The sequence below is a fragment of the Streptomyces sp. AC1-42W genome (assembly GCF_003248355.1).
Classification (GTDB): Bacteria; Actinomycetota; Actinomycetes; order Streptomycetales; family Streptomycetaceae; genus Streptomyces.
Genome location: NZ_QKWY01000001.1, coordinates 1,918,907 through 1,934,281 on the forward strand (window position 1 = coordinate 1,918,907; position 15,375 = coordinate 1,934,281).

14 protein-coding genes are annotated in these 15,375 nt (G+C 74.9%); 4 read left to right on the forward strand and 10 right to left on the reverse strand.

Annotated elements, in window-relative coordinates:
* Positions 1 to 94 precede the first annotated feature (94 nt).
* Complete coding sequence (locus tag DNK56_RS08715) at positions 95 to 1,588, reverse strand: MFS transporter (RefSeq protein WP_111335603.1); 1,494 nt, start codon at positions 1,586 to 1,588, stop codon at positions 95 to 97.
* Positions 1,589 to 1,840: 252 nt separating this feature from the next.
* On the opposite strand from DNK56_RS08715, the gene DNK56_RS08720 reads away from it, so the two are divergent.
* Positions 1,841 to 3,286: an MFS transporter gene (locus tag DNK56_RS08720; RefSeq protein WP_199563813.1), complete on the forward strand. Its 1,446-nt coding sequence runs from the start codon at positions 1,841 to 1,843 to the stop codon at positions 3,284 to 3,286.
* Between the two features lie 54 nt (positions 3,287 to 3,340).
* On the opposite strand, the gene DNK56_RS08725 is transcribed toward DNK56_RS08720, so the two are convergent.
* The 7 genes from DNK56_RS08725 to DNK56_RS08750 all read right to left on the reverse strand — a co-directional run bounded on the left by DNK56_RS08725 (position 3,341) and on the right by DNK56_RS08750 (position 10,540).
* A complete protein-coding gene (locus tag DNK56_RS08725; protein ID WP_111332105.1) occupies positions 3,341 to 4,783 on the reverse strand; it encodes a glycosyltransferase family 39 protein in 1,443 nt (480 codons plus the stop codon).
* A gap of 61 nt (positions 4,784 to 4,844) precedes the next feature.
* Positions 4,845 to 5,489, reverse strand: a complete 645-nt coding sequence (locus DNK56_RS08730) for a response regulator transcription factor (protein WP_199563812.1) — start codon at positions 5,487 to 5,489, stop codon at positions 4,845 to 4,847.
* Positions 5,486 to 6,733, reverse strand: a complete 1,248-nt coding sequence (locus DNK56_RS08735) for a sensor histidine kinase (protein ID WP_111332109.1) — start codon at positions 6,731 to 6,733, stop codon at positions 5,486 to 5,488. The genes DNK56_RS08730 and DNK56_RS08735 overlap by 4 nt, the downstream gene beginning before the upstream one ends.
* An 11-nt stretch (positions 6,734 to 6,744) precedes the next feature.
* Positions 6,745 to 7,467, reverse strand: coding sequence for an ABC transporter permease (locus DNK56_RS08740; RefSeq protein ID WP_111332111.1), 723 nt, complete (start codon positions 7,465 to 7,467; stop codon positions 6,745 to 6,747).
* Positions 7,467 to 8,426, reverse strand: coding sequence for an ABC transporter ATP-binding protein (locus DNK56_RS08745; RefSeq protein WP_241989948.1), 960 nt, complete (start codon positions 8,424 to 8,426; stop codon positions 7,467 to 7,469). Before DNK56_RS08745 ends, DNK56_RS08740 begins: the two co-directional genes overlap by 1 nt.
* A 214-nt stretch (positions 8,427 to 8,640) precedes the next feature.
* A complete protein-coding gene (locus DNK56_RS35270; RefSeq protein ID WP_199563811.1) occupies positions 8,641 to 8,817 on the reverse strand; it encodes a hypothetical protein in 177 nt (58 codons plus the stop codon).
* A 100-nt stretch (positions 8,818 to 8,917) separates the two neighbouring features.
* Positions 8,918 to 10,540, reverse strand: a complete 1,623-nt coding sequence (locus DNK56_RS08750) for a hypothetical protein (RefSeq protein WP_241989809.1) — start codon at positions 10,538 to 10,540, stop codon at positions 8,918 to 8,920.
* 200 nt (positions 10,541 to 10,740) lie between these two features.
* Here DNK56_RS08750 and DNK56_RS08755 point away from each other — a divergent pair, with 200 nt between their 5' ends.
* Genes DNK56_RS08755 through DNK56_RS08765 form a run of 3 tightly spaced genes read left to right on the forward strand, consistent with a single transcriptional unit; the run spans position 10,741 to position 13,522 of the window.
* The gene (locus tag DNK56_RS08755; RefSeq protein WP_111332113.1) at positions 10,741 to 11,577 is read left to right on the forward strand and encodes a Nif3-like dinuclear metal center hexameric protein; all 837 of its coding nucleotides are present in this window, start codon (positions 10,741 to 10,743) and stop codon (positions 11,575 to 11,577) included.
* On the forward strand, positions 11,574 to 12,317 hold the full coding sequence (locus tag DNK56_RS08760) for a zinc ribbon domain-containing protein (protein ID WP_199563851.1): 744 nt from the start codon (positions 11,574 to 11,576) through the stop codon (positions 12,315 to 12,317). The genes DNK56_RS08755 and DNK56_RS08760 overlap by 4 nt, the downstream gene beginning before the upstream one ends.
* A gap of 2 nt (positions 12,318 to 12,319) precedes the next feature.
* A complete protein-coding gene (locus DNK56_RS08765; RefSeq protein ID WP_111335605.1) occupies positions 12,320 to 13,522 on the forward strand; it encodes a bifunctional RNase H/acid phosphatase in 1,203 nt (400 codons plus the stop codon).
* A 213-nt stretch (positions 13,523 to 13,735) separates the two neighbouring features.
* Here the strand turns inward: DNK56_RS08765 and eda are convergent, their stop codons facing one another.
* Both eda and yaaA read right to left on the reverse strand, forming a co-directional pair.
* The gene (gene eda, locus DNK56_RS08770) at positions 13,736 to 14,356 is read right to left on the reverse strand and encodes a bifunctional 4-hydroxy-2-oxoglutarate aldolase/2-dehydro-3-deoxy-phosphogluconate aldolase (RefSeq protein ID WP_111332117.1); all 621 of its coding nucleotides are present in this window, start codon (positions 14,354 to 14,356) and stop codon (positions 13,736 to 13,738) included.
* Positions 14,357 to 14,430: 74 nt separating this feature from the next.
* Positions 14,431 to 15,231: a peroxide stress protein YaaA gene (gene yaaA / locus DNK56_RS08775; protein ID WP_111332119.1), complete on the reverse strand. Its 801-nt coding sequence runs from the start codon at positions 15,229 to 15,231 to the stop codon at positions 14,431 to 14,433.
* Positions 15,232 to 15,375: the final 144 nt, after the last annotated feature.

Sequence of the window (15,375 nt, forward strand, 5' to 3'; positions counted from 1 at the left end):
CTGCGACGACGTGCGGGACGGCGCCATCGTGCCGTACGCCCCGGCCGGACGCACCGGCGGGGCGGACGAGCCGGGGCCCGCCGCCCGATGGGGTCTACGTCGGCCCCGGTGACCGGCGCCCCGCCGCGTCCGGCACCCGGTCGCGCGAGCCGGTGTGCCGGGCGGCCGCGTCGCCCTCGGCGCTCGCGAGCAGGACCGGCGCGGTGGCCGTGCGCCGGGACGGCAGGAACGAGGCGAGGACGAGACCGGCGACCACCGCACAGGTCGCGATGAGGAACGAGATGCGGAAGCCCTTCATGGTGGGCACCTCGACCGCGCCCATCCGGGTCGAGGTGTGGGCCAGGACCATGCCGATGACCGCGCTGGACACCGAGGTGCCGATGGAGCGCATCAGGGTGTTCAGACCGTTGGCGGCGCCGGTCTCGGAGACGTCCACGGCGCCGATGATCAGGGCGGGCAGCGAGGAGTAGGCGAGCCCGATGCCGGCGCCGAGCAGGACGGAGATCAGCACGGTCTGCCAGGTGGCGCTCATCAGCCCGAGCCCGGCCCCGTAACCGATCGCGATCACCAGCAGGCCGAGCATCAGCGACACCTTGGGGCCCCGGCGGGCGGAGATCCGCGCGTACAACGGGGCGACGAGCATCATCGTCAGGCCCAGCGGGGCCACGCACAGCCCGGCGACCACCATCGACCGGCCGAGGCCGTAGCCGGTGGAGGCCGGCAGCTGGAGCAGCTGGGGCAGGACGAGGGAGACGGCGTAGAAGGCGACGCCGATCATGATCGACGCCAGGTTGGTCAGCAGCACCTCGCGGCGGGCCGTGGTCCGCAGATCGACCAGCGGCGCCTCGGTGCGCAGCTCGAACAGCCCCCACAGCACCAGCACGACCAGCGAGGCGGCGAGCAGCCCGAGCGTGAGGGGGGAGCCCCAGCCCCAGTCGCCGCCCTTGGTGACGGGCAGCAGCAGGAGCACCAGACCCAGCGAGAGGCCGAGTGCGCCGACGAGATCGAAGCGGCCGGGTGCGCGCAGCGTGCTCTCCGGGACCGCGTACAGGGTCAGCGCCATGGCCAGCGCGCCGAGCCCGGCGGAGGTGAGGAACAGAGCGTGCCAGTCGGTGTGCTGGGCGATGAGCGCGGCGCCCGGCAGCGCGAGCCCGCCACCGACCCCGATGGACGAACTCATCAGCGCCATCGCCGAGCCCAGCCTCTCGCGCGGCAGCTCGTCGCGCATGATGCCGATGCCCAGCGGGATCGCGCCCATGGCGAAACCCTGGAGCGAGCGGCCCACGATCATGATCACGAGGTCGTCGGTGAAGGCGCATATGAGGGAGCCGACGACCATGACGCCGAGGCTCGCCAGCAGCATCCCGCGCTTGCCGTACAGGTCCCCGAGCCGCCCCATGATCGGGGTGGCGACGGCCCCGGCGAGCAGCGTGGCGGTCATCACCCAGGTCGCGTCGGACGGGGAGGTGTCCAGCAGGGCGGGCAGGTCCTTGAAGACGGGGACGAGCAGGGTCTGCATCACGGCGACGGTGATCCCCGCGAAGGCGAGCACGGGGACGATCCCCCGGCCGTGCGGCGTCGGTAACATGCGGGCGGCCTCCGGGCGGCGGTGAGGGGTGGTGCGGGCGGTGGCGCGGCCGGGCCGGGCGGCGCCGACCGCCAAGTCTGTGCAGGGTGAACCTTGTTCGGCTACGGCGTATTCCGGTGCACGGGGTGCGAACCGGCCGCACGCACACGCGGGCGCACACACCGCACCCGCGTGTGCGTGCGGGTCCTACGCCGCCGGACCGAGCGGGACCGGACCCGAAACCGATGTACGGGGTGCACGGCGGCTGCGAGTATGACACCCATGGTTGACGTCACCACCCCCGCACCGCCCACCGAACGCTCCGGGACCCGCACCTGGGCGGTGGTCCTCGCCGCATGCGTCGGGCAGTTCCTCGTGGTGCTCGACGTGTCCGTCGTCAACGTCGCCCTCCCGTCCATGCGCGCCGACCTCGGGCTGAGCACCACCGGCCTGCAATGGGTCCTCAACGCGTACTCCATCGCCTTCGCCGGGTTCATGCTGCTGGGCGGGCGGGCCGCCGACCTCTACGGCCGCAAGCTGATGTTCCTCGTCGGCCTCGGCCTGTTCACCGCCGCCTCGCTGGCCGGCGGGCTCGCCCAGGAGGGCTGGCAGCTGCTGGCCGCCCGCGCCGCGCAGGGCCTCGGCGCCGCCGTCCTCGCCCCGGCCACCCTCACCCTGCTCACCGCCGCCGTCCCCGAGGGCCCCGCCCGCGCCCGGGCCATCGGCACCTGGATGGCGGTCGGCGCGGGCGGCGGCGCGGCCGGCGGACTGGTCGGCGGGGTGCTCACCGACGCGCTGTCCTGGCGCTGGGTGCTGCTGATCAACGTGCCCATCGGGGTGCTGGTGCTGATCGGTGCCGCGCTGTGGCTCGCCGAGGGCCGCGCGGCGGGCCGCAGCCGCGTCGACCTGCTGGGCGCCGTCCTCGTCACGGCGGGCCTCGCCGCAACGGCGTACGGCATCGTGCAGACCGAGGCGGTGGGGTGGACGGCCGCCGCGACCCTGGTCCCGCTGGTCGGCGGGCCCGTGCTGCTCGCCCTGTTCACCCTCGTGGAGGCCCGCACCGCGAGCCCCCTGATGCCGCTGCGGGTGCTCGGGGCACGGGCGGTGGCCTCGGCGAACGTCGCCATGCTCGTCATGGGCTCCGCCACGTTCGCCATGTGGTACTTCATGACGGTGTACGCGCAGAACGTCCTGGGCTACAGCGCGCTGGCGGCCGGGCTCGCCCTGATGCCGTCCTCGCTGGCCGTCGTCGCCGGCTCCAAGGCCGCGCCCCGGCTGATGGCCCGCGTCGGCGCGAAGAACCTCGCGCTCCTGGGCACCGCCGTCGCCGCCGCGGGCTTCGGCTGGCAGTCCACGATGACCGCGCACGGCTCCTTCCTCACCGCGGTCTGCCTGCCCGGTGTGCTGATGATGGCCGGGGCCGGGCTCGCCTCCACCCCGCTCGCCTCGCTGGCCACGTCGGGCGCCGCGCCGGGGGAGGCCGGCCTCGTCTCGGGCCTGGTCAACACCTCGCGGACGATGGGCGGGGCGCTGGGCCTGGCGGTGCTCTCCACGGTCGCCGCGGCCCGCACCGGCGACGCGACGGACCCGGCCGCGCTGACCGCCGGCTACGCGCTGGCCTTCCGCACGGCGGGCTGCGTCCTGCTGGCCGGGCTGCTGCTGATGCTGCTCTGGCTCCCGCGCCACCGCCCGGCCCGGGAACGGACGGTACGGGGCTGAGCGGCGGGGCCGGGACGGGCCGGGCGGTACGCCGCACCCCGGCGCCGGCCCCGTTCACTTCCGTTCGTACAGCGTTACCCTGCGCCCCCGTACCCGCTCGTCCGCGACGATGCCGAAGTACTCCCTCAGCACCGCGGCCTTCACCCGCTCGCGCCGCGCGTGCTCGGTGCGGGCCGCCTCCGGCGCGTCGGTCACCAGCAGTATCCGCCGCTCCGCCAGCATCGCCTCCCGTATCCGGTCCGGAGCGGCCTCCACCCCGCTCAGCGTCCCGGACGCGAGCGGGCCCCGCACCAGCGCTATGTCCCGCAGACCGGTGAACGCCTCCGGCGACACCTGACTGGCGTCGCGCCGGGCGCTCGGCAGGAACACCACCGCCGTCCCCGGCTCCTTCAGCCGCCGCACGTCCGCCGCCATGGCCAGCACGTCGTCCACCCGGCTCGACGGCGACCGCTTGGCCAGCGACTGCGGCAGCAGCGCCGCCACCACGCACACCAGCAGCGCCGGCACGAGCCACCGCGACGCCGACGGGAACCGGGGCGCCGCCACCCGCACCGCCGCGGCGCACACACCTCCCGCCAGCAGCGCCAGGCCCAGCATGCTGAACAGCACATAGCGGTCCAGGAACAGCGGCTTGCCCAGCGAGACGGCGACCAGGCCGAGTTGCGGAACCGCCAGCAGCGGCAGCCCCACCGAGGCCACCGAGAGCCGCCCCGCACCCGGCCGGTCGGCCAGGGCCGCGAGAGCGCCGAGCGTCAGCAGCACACCGGGACCGATCAGCATGTGCCAGGTCAGCGGCGGTATCCAGGACACCTGCCCGGCCTGGCCCGCCGTGAACAGGACCAGCGGCAGCGCACCCGCCACCGCGCCCGCCGACGCCACCGCCCAGCGCCCCGCCACCCGCCGCCCCGCCCCGCTCCACACCAGCGTCGCCAGATGCGCGGGCAGGACGAGCAGCGAGAACCAGTTCAGCAGCGCGCCGAACAGGACCGCGCCCGCGTACGCCGCCCAGCGCCCCCAGCCGCCGTTCCCCTGGACCAACGTCACCAGGAGCAGCGTCGCGACCCCGGTTGCCGCCGCGACCAGCGCGTACGGGCGGCCCTCCTGGAGGTAGAACTGCACGGCCGGCAGCAGCCCGAGGACCATGCCGCCGCCCAGCCCCGCCCAGCGCCCGGCCAGCCGCTCGCCGACGGCCGCCACACACGCCGCCGCCACCGCCATGGCCAGCACGGACGGCAGCCGCAGCGTCGTGGTCGTCGGCCCGAACCAGTCGAACAGGCCGTGCATCAGCAGGTAGTACAGCCCGTGCACCGCGTCCACCTGGCCCAGCAGGGCCCGTAGGTCGGCGGTGGACCGCAGCGCCACCTGCCAGGTCGCGGCCTCGTCCCGCCATAAGCTGCCCTGCCGCGAAAGCCCCCAGAGCCCGAGGGCCAGCGTCCAGAGCGCCGGTATGAGCCAGAGCGGAGCAGCGCGCCGGGGCGCGGAGCCGGAAGAAGACATGACGTACCAAGCCCCCGAGATATCACGGTACGGACGGACTGAATGTGGGTCGTACGGGCGGTCAGAGCCAGCCCTGCTGCCGGGCCGCGCGGACCGCCTCCATGCGGTTGCGGGTGCCCGTCTTGCCGATCGCCGACGACAGATAGTTGCGCACCGTCGACTCCGACAGATGCAGTCCGGCCGCGATGTCGGCGACCGTCGCCCCGTCCACCGAGGCGACCAGCACGTCCCGCTCACGCGCCGTCAGCGGGCTGGGCCCGGAACTGAGCGCGGCGGCGGCCAGCGCCGGATCGACGACCGTCTCCCCGGCCAGCACCCGGCGGATCGCCGCCGCCAGCTCCTCGACCGGACCGTCCTTCACCAGGAAGCCCGCGGCCCCCGCCTCCATCGCCCGGCGCAGATAGCCCGGCCGGCCGAACGTGGTCAGGATCAGCACCCGGCAGTCCGGGACCTCCTCGCGCAGGTCGGCCGCCGCGTCCAGGCCGCTGCGGCCCGGCAACTCGATGTCCAGCAGCGCCACATCGGGACGGGACGCCAGCGCCGCCGCCACGATCTCGTCACCCGCGCCGACCTGCGCCACCACCTCGATGTCCGGCTCCAGACCGAGCAGCAGGGCGAGCGCGCCGCGCATCATCCCCTGGTCCTCGGCGAGCAGGACGCGGATGGACGGGGCCGGGGGGCGCCCTTCATCAGGCATTTCGTTCACCGGCCCAGGGTAGGCGAGCCGTCCGCCCCGGCCCCGGTGCCGGGTGGACCCGCCGCGTCGCCGCCCTCCTCGGCGCCCGCGTCCGCCGGGAGTTCCGCGGTGACCACGAAGCCGCCGTCCGGGCCCGGCCCCGCCACCAGGGAGCCGCCGGCCGCGGCCAGCCGTTCGGTCAGCCCCTTCAGCCCGGTGCCGCCGATGCCCGGCGCGGGCGCGGGCCCGGCCGGGCGGCCCCGGCCGTCGTCGGTCACCGTCAGCCGCACCCGCTCGGCGGACCCGCCGACCGCGAACACACAGCGCGTCGCCGTCGAGTGGCGCACGACATTGGTGACGGCCTCCCGTACCACCCAGCCCAGCAGCGCCTCCGTCTGCGGGGCGAGCGGCGGCCCGGAGCGCCGGACGACCGGCTCGACACCGGCGGCGGTCAGCGCGGACCTGGCCCGGTCCAGCTCGGTGGCGAGGCTGCCCTCGCGGTAGCCGGTGACGGCCTCGCGGATCTCGGTGAGCGCCTGACGGCCCACCGACTCGATGTCGGCGACCTGGGAGAGCGCCGCGTCCAGGTCGCGCGGGGCGAGCCTGCGGGCCGCCTCCGACTTCACCACGACGACCGACAGCGTGTGGCCCAGCAGATCGTGCAGGTCCCGCGAGAAGCGCAGCCGCTCCCGCTCCACGGCGGCGCGCGCCAACTCCTGCCGGGTGGCGCGCAGTTCCGTCACGGTCTCCGCCAGCCGCAGGATCGCCGACGTCACGGCCCCGGAGATGAACGTCCCGTACCCCAGCGTCCACGGCGGGGACACACTGTCCCCGCGCCACACCGCGATCGCACAGGCCGCCGCCGCGAGCCCCAGCAGCGCGGCCATGAGCCAGCGGTTGCGCAGGACCGTGCCGGCGGCCAGCGACAGCAGCGGGAAGAACAGCAGCCAGCTGTCGCCGTAGCCGATCGCCAGCGCGAAGGTGACCACCGCCAGCGACCCGAGCAGCACATACGTCACCGGGCTCTCGCGCTTCTCCTTGACGAAGCCCCGGAACACCACCGAGATGTACAGCGCGTTGAAGGCCAGCAGACCCAGGCCGCCGATCCACGGGCTGGGGGTCTCGCCCTGGAACAGGTTGGAGAACGAGCCCAGCCCCATCAGCAGCCAGGGCAGCAGCGTGTACGGCGTCGGCGGTCCCGGCCTGCGGCACTCCCTCCGCGACCGCCGGCGCTCCCGGCGTTCCCGGCGCGAGGGCTGTCCGTTCCGTGGCATCTTCGCTCCCGTCACACGGTCCTGGCGGACCGACGGTACGAGATCACCGCGTACGCCCCGAACAGCAGGAGCCACCCGGCGAGCACGCCCAGCGTCGTCGCGCCCGGCGCGTGCCCGTCCGTCGTCGCCCAGCCCAGGTCGGCGAACCGGTTGGCCGGGGTGAGTCGGCCGACCTCGCGCAGCCAGCCGGGCAGCATCTCCAGCGGGAACCACAGCCCGCCCACGACCCCGAAGCCCATCAGGCAGGCCACGTTGGCGACTCCGGTGCCCTGCGGGGTCAGCCGGTAGCCGTTGCCCAGCCCGAGCAGCGTGAACGGCAGCGCGCCGATCCACAGCAGCAGCACCAGCACCACCCACTGCCAGGCCGCCATCCGCACCTCGTTGACCAGGGCCCCGGCCAGCAGCACGGTCAGGATCACCGGCAGCACCGTCACCGATCCGCTGACCGCCCGGCCCACCACCGCGTGCGACGGCGCGAGCGGGGTCACCCTCAACTGCCGGAGCCAGCCCAGGGACTTGTCGGACGCGACACCCGTACCGGTCGACATGGCCGAGCCGAGCGCCCCGTACGCGGCCATGCCGACCATCGACGCGGTCCGCCAGCCGCCGTCGCTCCCCTCGGCGCCGATGTTGGTGAAGATCAGGTACATCATCACCGGCATGCCCGTGCCGAAGATCAGGAATCCGGCGTCGCGCAGGGTCCGGCGTGTTTCCAAAAGGACATAACGGAACATCAGACGGTCTCCTTCGCCGCTCCGGGCAGGCCGGGCGTGGGCACGGTGCCGGCGGGTGCGATGCCGATGGGTGCGGTGCCGGTGGGTGCGGTGAGCGCGAGGAAGGCGGTCTCCAGCGTGGCCGGGGAGACCTGGAGCCCGCGCACCAGACCGCGCCGGGCCAGCTCCACCACCGTCGCGTCCGAGTCGTCGGTGCGCAGCAGCGCCCGGTCCCCGGTCACCTCGACGGCCACCACACCGGGCAGCCGGTCCAGGCCCTCCGTGGGCCCGCCCGCCAGGTCGAACGACACCCGGCTGTGCCCGGCCGAGCCCCTGACCTCCTCACCGCTGCCGTCCGCGACGATCCGGCCCCGGTCGATGACGACGATCCGGTCGGCGTTCTCGTCGGCCTCCTCCAGGTAGTGCGTGCAGAACAGGACGGTGTTGCCGCGCCGGGCATAGGCCCGCATCGACTCCCAGAACGCGCGCCGCCCCGCCACGTCGAGCGCGGCCGTCGGCTCGTCCAGCACGATCAGCTCGGGGTTCCCGGCCAGCGCGACGGCGAACCGGACGCGCTGGGTCTGGCCGCCCGAGAGCTTGTCGATGCGCCGGTCCGCGTACTCCGTCACCCCGGCCAGGGCCAGCGCCTCCGCGAGCGGCATGGGGTGCGGATACGTAGAGGCGACGAAGGAGACCAGTTCGCGCACGGTCACCCTCGGGATGGGCCGGCCCTCCTGGAGCATGGCGCCCACCAGGCCCGCCCGCACCGCCTGTTCCGGGGAGCGGCCCAGCACCCGTACCGTGCCCTCGTCCGGCTCGTTCAGGCCGAGCAGCAGCGAGATGGCCGAGGACTTCCCGGCCCCGTTGCGGCCGAGCAGCGCCACGGTTTCGCCGCGCCCGATCCGCAGCCCGATGCCGTCCACGGCCCGTACGCTCCGCCCGGCCCGGCCGAACGTCTTCACCGCCCCGGTGAACACCACCGCGGCCCCGTCGTCCCTTGTCCGCCTCATGCCTACGACGTTACGGAGCGTGATCGTGTGGCGGCAGATCCATGCGTACCCGGTCCGCGATGACATTTGTCACCGGCCGTACGGGAGGTGGCGGGGACGCGGGAACAGAGCGGTGCCCCTGCCGGCCGTGGGCGTCACGGGCGGCAGGGGCACCGCGTTCCCCTCCTCGATTACCGCGCGGCGGTCAGGCCGCCGCCGCGCCGCCTTCCTCCGCAGGGCGGCGGTGGCGTCCGGCCGGCCGATCCGCCGATTCCTCCGTCGCCACACCCCCTCGGTGCTTTCCGGAGCCGCCGGCGTCGGCCCTCGGCGCGTCCGCCACCGGCGGGTGCGTCAGGGTCGTGTCGGTGTGGGCTTCAGACATGTGGGAAGTCACCCCGTTGTGATCGCTTACGTGTGTGTCAACCGGAGCGTCACGCCACCGCCATCCGGGAAAGGCCACGGTCGGTGACCGCGATGCACGGTTACGTGAGCCCGGGCCCAAGCTTAGAGCCTGTGTGCGAACCCGCGCCCGGGTCCGGGGCGCCCGGCACCTCCGCCTCCCGCGTTGTCGTCAGTCGCGATGGCTCCGCCATCGTTCCCTCCTCCGCCTTGGATTCGAAGGCACCGAACGCCCCGGCCTGATCCGGACGGGGGTTCCCACACAGGCTCTTAGAGCCCGTGCACCCCACGAGGGGCGCCTGCCCCAAGGGAACCGGGGTACACGCGGGAAGAGGAACCGGCGCGCCGGAAGGTTGCCTACGACTTCCTCCGGGCAGCCGTTCCGTGTCCTCCGGCATCTCCAGGAGCGCCACCGCGCAGGCCGTCTCCCCGTCCGCGTACGGCAGCTTCAGCACCCCGTCGCGCGACCACACCCCGCTGCCGCCCAGCCAGCCGGCGGGCGCCGAGACCTGGTGCAACCGGCGGCCGGACGGACGCCACAGGCCGATCCAGGCCCCCTCCGCGCCGTCGATCCGCAGCGCCACCGCGCAGCTCTCCGGCATCAGCGGCTGCCCCGGCTGCACGGCGAACGGCGTCACCGTGCGGCCCGGCAGCCGCAGGCACTCCGGGAAGCGCACCGGCAGGCTGCTGCCGAGCACCCCCCAGCCGAGCCGGGCGTGTCCGGGCGCGTCCGAGCGGATCAGCAGCAGACCGCTGTCCGGGTCGGCGAGCAGCAGTCGGTCGTCGCTCTCCGGCGCGATCTGGAGCAGCGGCGTCATTTCGGCGTCCCGATCCAGGTCCACGGCGACCGTCTTCACCGGGCCGCCGCCCGCCGGTTCCCGGTCCAGGGCGAGCAGCCGGCCGTCCCGGTCCAGCCAGACCCCGCCGGAGCAGCGGCCCGGCAGATCCGCGAGGTGCTCGGGCCCGCCCGGCCCGCCCGCCACCCGCCACAGGCCCGTGGAGTACGCACCGGCCGACAGCGCGTAGGCGCTCACCCCGTCCGGGGACGGCGGCAGCAGGGTCAGCGCCTCGCGCTCGACGGACCCGAGCAGCACCTCGCCCGTGCCGGGCCCGGTCGGATAGAGCAGCGAGAAGGTGTGCCGCTCCGCGACCCGGCGCCGGATCAGCACCCGCCCGTCGGCCAGCGGCAGCACCTGCGCCTCCGCCTCCTCCGGCTGGTCGGTGGGCAGCGGCACGGCGTACGGCTCGGGCCCGTCCAGCGTCCACCGCTCGACGAACCGGGCACCCTCGCCCCCGGCGACGGGGGCGACGGCGAGCCGCGCCCCGTACGCCCCGTCCCCGGCGAGCACGAACCGCGGCAGGACCGTTTCGGCCGGGCGCTCGAAGGCGGGGGCCCGGCCGACCGGCGCGGCGGGTACGGCCTCCGTGCCGGGGCGCTCCACCCGGCCGGGCGCCGCGAGCGTCCACTTCCCCGGCCCGGCCGGGGCGAGCGCCCACTCGGTGGCGCGGCCCGGCACCGGGACCGCGACGGGCGAGAGGGCGGGCGCGGGGGAGACGGGGGAGACCGGGACGACTCCGGCCACCGGGGAGGCGGCCCGCGCGCGGGCACCGGCCGCCGGCTTCGTCTCCACGCGGACCCACTTGGGCCCGTCGGCCCCCGCACCGGCCCCCGTCGCGGACCCCTCTTTGATGGCACAGGCAGTCATCGACTCATTACCTCCGGCCACCGAAGCTAGTTTTCGCACTTCCAGCCGAACAACACGAGACCCCCCACTTCACACATAAGGGTGGTGATGGTCGGATTCCGCTGTGCCCACGAGCGCGGGTGTGCTGCGCGGACGGGTGCCTTCGGGCGGCCCGTTCCCTGGGGCTTCCGGGGGTGCGCCGGGCAGGTAGCCTTTGCTCCGTGCCCCGTCTGTCTGATGTCATCTCCGAGCTCGACGCCCTCTGGCCGCCCGAGCGGGCCGAAGGATGGGACGCGGTCGGCACCGTCTGCGGTGATCCGGACGCCGAGGTCCACCGTGTGCTGTTCGCCGTGGACCCCGTGCGGGAGATCGCCGAGGAAGCGGTCCGGCTGGGCGCCCAGCTGATCGTCACCCACCACCCGCTCTATCTGCGCGGGACGACGACGGTCGCGGCCGACACGTTCAAGGGCCGGGTCGTGCACACCCTCATCCGGCAGGGCATCGCGCTGCACGTCGCCCACACCAACGCCGACACCGCCGACCCCGGTGTCTCCGACGCCCTCGCCGCGGCCCTCGACCTGCGCGTCGAACGCCCCCTCGTCCCGGACCCGGGCGACCCGGCGGGGCGCCGCGGCCTCGGCCGTATCTGCGTGCTCGACCACCCCGAGACGCTGGGCGCGTTCGCCGCCCGCGCCGCGGCCCGGCTGCCCGCCACCGCGCAGGGCATCCGCCTCGCGGGCGACCCGGCGGCGACCGTGCGCACCGTCGCCGTCAGCGGCGGATCGGGCGACAGCCTCTTCGACGCGGTGCGCGCCGCCGGTGTGGACGCCTTCCTCACCGCCGACCTGCGCCACCACCCGGCCTCCGAGGCCACCCAGCACTCACCGCTCGGCCTCGTCGACGCCGCGCACTGGGCCACCGAGTGGCCGTGGTGCGCACAGGCCGCCGCACAGCTCGAAGCGATTTCCGACCGCCTCGGATGGGACCTCCGGGTCCACGTCTCGAAGCAGGTCACCGACCCCTGGACCGCCCACCACTCTTCTGGAGCCCCCAACTGAACGCCGCGCCCGCCGATCAGATCCGACTTCTCGACGTCCAGGCGCTCGACCAGCGCCTCTCCCAGCTCGCGCACCGCCGCAAGTCCCTGCCCGAGCACGCCGAGATCGAGTCGCTGACGGCCGACCTCGCCCAGCACCGCGCCCTGCTGGTCGCCGCGACCACCGAGGAGAGCGACACCGCCCGCGAGCAGACCAAGGCGGAGCAGGACGTCGACCAGGTCCGCCAGCGCGCCGCCCGCGACCAGCAGCGCCTGGACTCCGGCGCGGTCACCTCGCCGAAGGACCTGGAGAGCCTCCAGCGCGAGATCACCTCGCTCGCCAAGCGCCAGGGCGACCTGGAGGACATCGTCCTGGAGGTCATGGAGCGCCGCGAGTCCGCCCAGGAGCGGGTCTCCGAGCTGACGGACCGGGTCGCCGCCGTGCAGGCCAAGGTCGACGACGCCACCGCCCGCCGCGACGCCGCCACCCAGGAGCTGGACGCGGAGGCCGCCACGGTCACCAAGGAGCGCGAGGTCGTCGCCGGTTCGGTCCCCGCCGACCTGCTCAAGCTGTACGACAAGCTCCGCGCCCAGCAGGGCGGGGTGGGCGCCGCCCGCCTCTACCAGCGCCGCTGCGAGGGCTGCCGCCTGGAGCTCAACATCACCGAGATCAACGACGTGAAGGCGGCCGCCCCGGACGCGGTGCTGCGCTGCGAGAACTGCCGCCGCATCCTCGTCCGCACCGCCGACTCGGGCCTGTAGTGGTGGAGCGGCCGCGCCGGTTCGTCGTCGAGGCCGACGGCGGCTCACGGGGCAATCCGGGCCCCGCCGGCTACGGCGCGGTCGTCATCGACCCGGACACCGGCGAGACGCTGGCCGAGGCCGCCGAGTACCTCGGCGTCGTGACCAACAACGTCGCCGAGTACCGGGGCCTGGTCGCGGGCCTCCGCGCCGTGCGGTCCCTGCTCCCGGACGGCACCGGGACGTCCGACGCCGCGGTGCATGTCCGGATGGACTCCAAGCTGGTCGTGGAGCAGATGTCCGGCCGCTGGAAGATCAAACACCCGGACCTGAAACCCCTGGCGGCCGAGGCCGCGGGCGTACTGCCGGGCGCGGCCGTCACCTACGAGTGGATTCCGCGCGAGCGCAACCGGTACGCCGACCGGCTGGCCAACGAGGCGATGGACGCGGGCCGGCGCGGCCTCCCGTGGGACCCGGCCGCCTCCACGGCCGCCCCGGACGCCCCGCACACCCCCGTGGCCGTGCCTCCGCTCCCCGGCGCGCCGACCCCGTCCGACCCCGTCACCCCCCAGGTGGGCTGGGGCTCCGCCCCGGACCTGGGCGCCCCCGCCACCCTCGTCCTGCTGCGGCACGGCGAGACGGCCCTCACCCCGCAGAAGCGGTTCTCCGGCAGCGGCGGCACCGATCCCGTCCTCTCCGCCGCCGGCCGCGAACAGGCCGCGCACGCGGCGGCCGCCTTCGCCGCGCGCGGCACCGTCCAGGACATCGTCAGCTCCCCGCTGCGCCGCTGCCGCGAGACGGCCGGCGCGGTCGCGGACCGGCTGGGCCTGGAGGTGCGGATCGAGGACGGGCTGCGCGAGACGGACTTCGGGGCCTGGGAAGGGCTCACCTTCGGTGAGGTGAAGGAGCGGTACGGCCCCGAGCTGGACGCCTGGCTCGCCTCCCCGGACGCGGCCCCCTCCGGCGGCGGCGAGAGCTTCGCCGAGGTCGCCCGGCGGGTGGCGGACGCCCGCGACCGCCTCGTCACGCGTTACGCGGGGCGCACGGTCCTCGTCGTCACGCACGTCACGCCGATCAAGACGCTGGTCCGGCTGGCCCTGGGCGCGCCCCCGGAGGCGCTGTTCCGGATGGAGCTGTCGGCGGCGTCCGTCTCGACGGTGGCGTACTACGCGGACGGCAACGCCTCCGTGCGCCTCCTGAACGACACGTCCCACCTGGCGGGCTGACCGCGCCCGGACGGCACTCGGCCCCACCGGCCGGGGGGAGGGCCGGTGGGGCCGAGGCGGTTCCGGCCGGTCGGGGGATTACCTGTCGGAACCCGGGTGACCCGGCGTGCGGGTGACGTCCCCTACAGAGGTCGTGCCCCGAATACCGGCGAGCATGCATGTGCTGTACGGGGATTCGACCGGTGTACGAGATTCCGGCCGGCGCGGAAGCGCTCAGGCTCCCAGTGCCGCCGCCTCGGCGGCGAGACGCTCCACCCGGTCCCAGTCGCCGGCCGCGATCGCGTCCGCGGGGACCATCCAGCTGCCGCCCACGCAGCCGACGTTGGGCAGCGCCAGGTACGCGGGCGCGGAGGCGGGCGAGATGCCGCCGGTCGGGCAGAACCGGGCCCGGGGGAGCGGGGCGGAGAGGGCCTTGAGATAGGCGGTGCCGCCCGCCGCCTCGGCCGGGAAGAACTTCATCTCGGTGACCCCGCGCTCCAGCAGCGCGACCACCTCGGAGGTCGTCGAGACACCCGGCAGGAACGGCAGCCCGGACCCCTTCATCGCCTCCAGCAGCGATTCCGTCCAGCCCGGACTGACCAGGAACCGGGCCCCCGCCGCCACCGTGTCCGCGACATCGCCCGCCGAGATGACCGTGCCGGCGCCGACGATCGCGTCCGGGACCTCCGCCGCGATCGCCCGGATCGCGTCCGGGGCGGCGGCGGTGCGCAGGGTCACCTCGATCGCCGGGAGCCCGCCCGCGACCAGGGCCCTGGCCAGCGGGACCGCGTCGGCCGCGTCCTCCAGGACGACGACGGGCACGACGGGGGCGAGGTCCAGCACGGAGGAGGTCATGTGCCCATCCTGCCCGCGCGCGGCGCAGCACGCAATGACCGTTGCGGCATGCGCAACGCCGGTGCGGCGTCCGCTCAGTGGATCTCCGTGACCACCACGTCGAGCTGCCACGGCCGCCCCGGCCGGGCGGGCTCCGCCGCCTCGACGACGTAACCCAGGTCCCGCAGGACCGTCACCAGCTCCGCCGGACCGGCCGGCCGCGCCCCCGCGAGCAGCAGGTCCCGCACGATGCGGCCCTTGGTGGCCTTGTTGAAGTGGCTGACCACTGACCGCTTCTCCACCCCGTCCACCAGCTGCGCGTGCAGCACCCGGACGCTTGCCGTCCGCTCCGCGACCGCGCCCTTGGGCTTCCACGCCGCCGCGTACGCGGACGAACGCAGATCCAGCACGAGCCCGTCGCCCGCCGCCTCCGGCATCACCTCCGCCATCGGCGTACGCCAGAACGCCCCGAGCGCGCCGAGGCCCGGCAGCTTCACGCCCATCGAGCAGCGGTACGGCGGAATCCGGTCGCCCACCCGGACCGCGCCCCACAGCCCGGAGAACACCAGCAGCGACTTCCCGGCGAGGCGCCGGGCGGCCGGGTCGAGGGTGGCCAGGCCGAGCGCGTCGTACAGCACACCGGTGTACAGCTCCCCGGCCGGCCGTGTCCCCGCCGTCCGCAGCGCGGCGTTCTTCGCGACCTCGCCCCGCAGCCCCTCGCTGAGCCCCAGTACCTCGCGGGCCTTGTCCTCGTCCCCCACGCACAGCTCCACCAGGGCGTCCAGCACGGCGCTCCGGGCCCCGCCCAGCCCGCCCAGCGAAAGGGACTCGGGCTTGAGGGGAGCCCCCCGCCCCGAGGCGGCCTTGCCTTCGGAGGGCGGCAACAACACGAGCACGACGGTTCTCCTTCTGACGCACGGGGAAGGGCCCCGCCCGGCGTGCGGTCGGCACGGAGGCCCCTGGCCAGCGTACGGGGGCCGGGGCTTCCGGAATGCCGTGGTCCGTGTGGCGGCCTACGCTCGGGGCATGCCCCGCCGTCA